This is a genomic window from uncultured Halorubrum sp. (assembly GCF_937146585.1).
GTDB classification, from domain to species: Archaea; Halobacteriota; Halobacteria; order Halobacteriales; family Haloferacaceae; genus Halorubrum; species Halorubrum miltondacostae.
Genome location: NZ_CAKZRO010000087.1, coordinates 1 through 4,777, shown reverse-complemented (window position 1 = coordinate 4,777; position 4,777 = coordinate 1). Strand labels below are relative to the sequence as shown.

6 protein-coding genes and 1 pseudogene are annotated in these 4,777 nt (G+C 71.3%); 4 read left to right on the top strand and 3 right to left on the bottom strand.

Annotated features, from left to right (window positions below; translation table 11 throughout):
• Window positions 1-335, bottom strand: a 335-nt coding sequence (locus Q0116_RS07740) for an Hsp70 family protein (protein ID WP_297886753.1), incomplete at its 3' end; no start/stop codon positions are given.
• Window positions 336-571: 236 nt separating this feature from the next.
• Window positions 572-1,216 carry a triose-phosphate isomerase gene (gene tpiA, locus Q0116_RS07735; protein ID WP_297886752.1) on the bottom strand — a complete coding sequence of 215 codons (645 nt, stop codon included), beginning with the start codon at window positions 1,214-1,216 and terminating at the stop codon, window positions 572-574.
• A 150-nt stretch (window positions 1,217-1,366) separates the two neighbouring features.
• On the opposite strand from tpiA, the gene Q0116_RS07730 reads away from it, so the two are divergent.
• Window positions 1,367-2,146, top strand: a complete 780-nt coding sequence (locus tag Q0116_RS07730) for a DICT sensory domain-containing protein (RefSeq protein ID WP_297886751.1) — start codon at window positions 1,367-1,369, stop codon at window positions 2,144-2,146.
• A 43-nt stretch (window positions 2,147-2,189) separates the two neighbouring features.
• On the opposite strand, the gene Q0116_RS07725 is transcribed toward Q0116_RS07730, so the two are convergent.
• Complete coding sequence (locus tag Q0116_RS07725) at window positions 2,190-2,717, bottom strand: multiprotein bridging factor aMBF1 (RefSeq protein ID WP_297886750.1); 528 nt, start codon at window positions 2,715-2,717, stop codon at window positions 2,190-2,192.
• 113 nt (window positions 2,718-2,830) lie between these two features.
• Here Q0116_RS07725 and aroA point away from each other — a divergent pair, with 113 nt between their 5' ends.
• The 3 genes and pseudogenes from aroA to Q0116_RS07710 form a co-directional block, all read left to right on the top strand.
• Window positions 2,831-4,231: a 3-phosphoshikimate 1-carboxyvinyltransferase gene (gene aroA / locus Q0116_RS07720; RefSeq protein ID WP_297886749.1), complete on the top strand. Its 1,401-nt coding sequence runs from the start codon at window positions 2,831-2,833 to the stop codon at window positions 4,229-4,231.
• A gap of 51 nt (window positions 4,232-4,282) precedes the next feature.
• Entirely contained in the window at window positions 4,283-4,534 is a 252-nt protein-coding gene (locus Q0116_RS07715; RefSeq protein ID WP_297886748.1) for a hypothetical protein, read from the top strand.
• Between the two features lie 98 nt (window positions 4,535-4,632).
• Window positions 4,633-4,777 (top strand): annotated as a pseudogene (locus tag Q0116_RS07710) (arsenic-transporting ATPase); the annotation flags it as partial.

The window sequence follows — 4,777 nt, the reverse complement described above, 5'->3', positions numbered from 1 at the left end:
TCGCCGAGGTACTCCTCGGCGTCGCGTTTGATCTTCTGGAGGATCATCGCCGAGACCTGCTCCGGGGTGTACTCCTCGTCGCCGATCTCGACGGTGTAGTCGCCGTCGCCCATGTGCCGCTTGATCGACTGGATCGTGCGGTCGGGGTTCTGGACGGCCTGGTTCTTCGCCGGTTTGCCGACGAGACGCTCGTCGTCGTCGGCGAACGCGACGACCGAGGGCGTCGTCCGGTCGCCCTCGGCGTTGGCGATGATCTCGGGCTCGTCGCCCTCCATCACCGCGAACGCGGAGTTGGTGGTACCGAGGTCGATACCGAGAATTTTGTTGCTCGCCATCTTGGTCACAGATAGCGGCTTGTTTCGGTTAAAGGTTACTAGACGCCGCGATCTCGCCGGGAGAAGAAAGCCGCCGCCGTCGTGCGGTTTCTCGATCGTGTGAGTCGCTCACATCGATGTTTTTATACCGATCCGCAAACGCAGCGCCGGTCCGGCCTCACCGGCGCAGGTCGCGGCCGGAACGCGGACGCGGGCAGGTCGGGACCACGGACGCGAACCGACCCGCGATCGCCGGCTCAGATGCCGGAGACGAGGTCCTCGAGCACGGCCGCCGGGTCGTCGGCCTTCGCGACGCCGGAGGCCAGCAGGACGCCGGCCGCGCCGAGGTCGCCGGCGGCCGCGACGTCCTCGCCGGTCGAGACGCCCGCGCCGCAGAACACGTCGACGTCGTCGTCGACCGCCTCGGCGGCCGCGACCGCGTCCTCGACGATCCCGGGGTCGGCGGTGGCGACCGAGACGTCGCCGCCGATGAGCGCCGGTGGCTCGACGGCGACCGCGTCGGGACCGAGGGCGGCGGCGGCGCCGATCTGCGCGGGGTTGTTCCCGCAGACGATCGTCTCGAGGTCGGCGCGCTCCGCCGCCCGGACGGAGCCGTCGATGTCGGCCAGCTTCAGGCGCTTCTCCGAGTGGTTGATCAGGGTCCCCTCGGCGCCGTTGTCGGCCGCGGCCTCGGCGAGCGTCGACCCCGTGTGCGAGCCGTGCTCGTTCGGCGAGACGTGCTGCGCCCACGTCTCGACCCCCGTCTCGGCGACGCGAGCGAGGTCGGCCGCCTGCGGGGAGACGGCGATGCGCGCGCCCGACGCCTCGGCCACGTCGCGGGCCGCGGTCGCTACCTCGATCGGATCGCACGGGTACGCCTTGAGGTTCACCAAGATGAACATACGCTCACTCGGACGGCGCGGCGCAAATATGTTCGTGCTTCGCGCCGCGTTCCCCGTCGACGTTCGCGGCGCGACCCGGATCGCGAGGCGCGCTCGCGGCCCCGAGAGCAGAAACGACCTTATACCCCGCTGTTGTGGGTCCGGCAAGGGATGTCCCTCATCGAGCTCATCGCCGGCGTGGAAGCCCACGAGGCTACGCTGACCGTGTTCAACGCAGATCCGGCGGTTACGGAGGAGCTCCGGGAGTATTTCGCCGACCGCAACGTCCGGATCGTCGACGACCAGACCGCCTCCGGGCCGGAGGAGTTCGCCGTGCTGGCGCGGGACGGCGAGTTCGTCACGGGCGTCACCGTCGACGAGCTGCTCCCGGGGCGGGGCGACGACGGAGAGGCCGCGTCGCCCAAGGGGGGTGACGAGTCCGAGACCGGGCGGCGGAGCGGCGGGCGCGTCGGGAGCCCGGTGTTGGACCACCTCGACGAGACGATGTTCACCTCCTACTCCCGCGAGGACATGGTCGCCGCCTCGAGGGAGATCGAGGACCGCGCCTGGCGGGTCGGCGACGGCGAGCTCCACGCGGGGTTCCAGACCCTCGACGTCCTCACCGGGGAGGCGGACACCTACGACCTGCTCGGCGAGAAGGACCGGCTCGACGTCCACGCGTACGCCGCCGCCGAGGGCGACGCGCCGGACGTCGGCACCTACACGGTCCACGTCGGCGAGACGGCCGAGATCCGCGAGACGTGGTTCGTCGCGTACGACGGGGGCGGCTACGAGGACGCGAAGTGCGCGCTGCTCGCCGAGGAGCGCGCGCCCGGCGAGTTCTACGGGTTCTGGAGCTACGACCCCGAGACCGTCGACTACATCATCGACTACCTGACGGAGCGGTACGGCGGGTCGGAGCAGACGGACGACGGCGGCGCGACCGTCTGAGCCGGGGATAAGGAGTACGGCGGGGCCGGAGCGTCGTCGCGGCTCAGTCCTTCCGCTTGACGACGTCGCCGAGCGTCATCGTCCCGGCGTCGTCCGTCTCCCAGTCGGCGTCGTCGGTCGACTGCCCCTCGACCAGCGAGATGTCGAGCGCGCGCTCGAGCTTGCGCTGGACCTCGTCGGTCGGGAGCGTGTCGGCGCGTTCGAGCTTGCGGATGAGGCTCGCCTTCTCGTTGAGCTGGTCGGCCAGCTCCTCCTGGCTCAGCCCCCGCGACTCGCGCGCCTCGCGGAGCAGCTCGTCGTAGTCGGTGGCGATCTCGTCCATGTCGTCGAACATGTCCCGGGGGCGAGTCGAACTCCCCGACGAGCCGGAGGAACCGGAGGAGCCGGACGACGAGGACGACTTCCCGGTGCTGGAGCTGGTGGAGTACTTGCCGCCGCCGGAGCTCGTCGACTCGTCGCGGACCTCGGTGCCGAAGTCCGTACACGAGCTACAGAGCTCCAGTTCGGCGCCTTCGACCTTCGTCGTCGTCAGCGAGGCCTCCTCGGCGCCGCACATCTCACACTGGGGCATACGCGACGGTAACGCTCCCGGTGGTATAAAGGGTGTGCCGCGGCCCCGCGGTGCGACCGTCGCAATCGTGCCGCGGTCGGTACCGACTTGTCGCCGCGGCCGGCAGGGGGCGTATGGACGTCCACGTCACGCGCTCGACGCTCAGAGGGACCGCCCGCGCGCCGCCGTCGAAGAGCTACACCCACCGCGCGCTGCTCGCGGCGGGCTACAGCGACGGCGCGACCGTCGAATCGCCGCTGGTCTCCGCCGACACGCGGGCGACCGCCCGAGCCGTGGCCGCCTTCGGCGGGTCCGTCGCGCCGGCCGACGGTGCCGGGGACGACGCGGCGGCGACCGAGGCGGTCGACCCCGACCTGACGGACGCCGACGCGTTGGCGGTCGAGGGGTTCGCCGGCCGGCCCGCGGTCCCCGACGACGTGATCGACTGCGCGAACTCCGGGACGACGATGCGGCTCGTCACCGCCGCGGCCGCGCTCGCCGACGGGACGACGGTGCTCACCGGCGACGGGTCGCTCCGCTCGCGGCCGCAGGGCCCCCTGCTCGACGCGCTCGCCGACCTCGGCGTCCGCGCGGAGTCGACGCGGTCGAACGGGCAGGCCCCGCTCGTCGTCGCCGGTCCCCTCGCCGGCGGCGAGGTCGCGATCCCGGGCGACGTCTCCTCGCAGTACGTCACCGCCCTGCTGATGGCCGGCGCGGTCACCGGCGAAGGGGTCGAGGTCGAGCTCACGACGCCGCTCAAGTCCGCGCCGTACGTCGACATCACGCTCGAGCTGCTCGCCGACTTCGGCGTCGAGGCGACGCCGGTCGACGAGGCGGGCGACCCACTCGACGGGGCCGCGGGCGCCGCGGGCTTCACCGTCCCCGGCGGCCAGTCGTACGCGCCGAGCGACGGGACGTACGCGGTCCCCGGCGACTTCTCCTCCATCTCGTACCTGCTCGGCGCGGGCGCGGTCGCGGCCGCGCCCGGCGAGACGGTCCGGATCGAGGGCGCGCGACCGAGCGCGCAGGGCGACGCCGCGATCGTCGAGGTCGTCGAGGAGATGGGCGCGACGGTCGACTGGGACCGCGAGGCCGGCGAGATCGCGGTCGAGCGTGCTGACCTCTCCGGCGTCACGGTCGACGTGGGCGACACGCCGGACCTCCTCCCGACGATCGCCGCGCTCGGCGCGGTCGCGGACGGCGAGACGCGGATCGAGAACTGCGAACACGTCCGGTACAAGGAGACCGACCGCGTCTCCGCGATGGCCGAGGAACTCGAAAAAATGGGAGCAGAGACGACCGAGGAGCCGGACGTCCTCGCGATCCACGGCGACCAGAGCGATCTCAAGGGGGCCACCGTCGACGGCCGCCACGACCACCGGATCGTGATGGCGCTGTCCGTCGCCGCGCTCGCCGCCGAGGGGACGACGACCGTCCGCGGCGCCGAACACGTCGACGTCTCGTTCCCCGGCTTCTTCGACGCGATGGCCGACCTCGGGATGGACATGGAGCGCGACGACGCGCGGGGAAGGTAATCGTTATAGACGTACGCAACACACACAATACTATATGGTGGCCGATAGCGGATGAGCGGTGAGTCGTCGGTGAGCGAGGGGGGACCGAACGCGGCGCTCGTCGTCGGGGTCGTGTTCTCGGCGATCGTGACGCTCACCGTGGTCGCGTACAGCGTGACGGTGAGCGCGGTCGACCTGTTGGCGGTCGACCTGCTCGCGTATCCGGTCGCCGGGGTCGCCCCGTTCGTCGTGATCACGGGCGCGATCCTCACGATTCCGATCATGATCCCCACGGCGCTGATCTCGATGAAGCGGCTCGGCTGACCGCGACCGCGGCGCTCCCCGGTTCTCTTCCACGGTGAGGCGGTCGCTCCCGAACCCGGACCGACGGGTACACAAGCCCGCCGGGACGACACGCACGTATGGACGACATCGACGTCGAGCCCGTCGACCGCGTCGACGGGCCCGGAGACGAGGGCGCAGTCGAGCCCGCGGAGACGGACGAGGCACTGACCGTCGACGACGATCTCGCCGACCTCCCGGCTGGCGTCGACGCGCCCGACTACG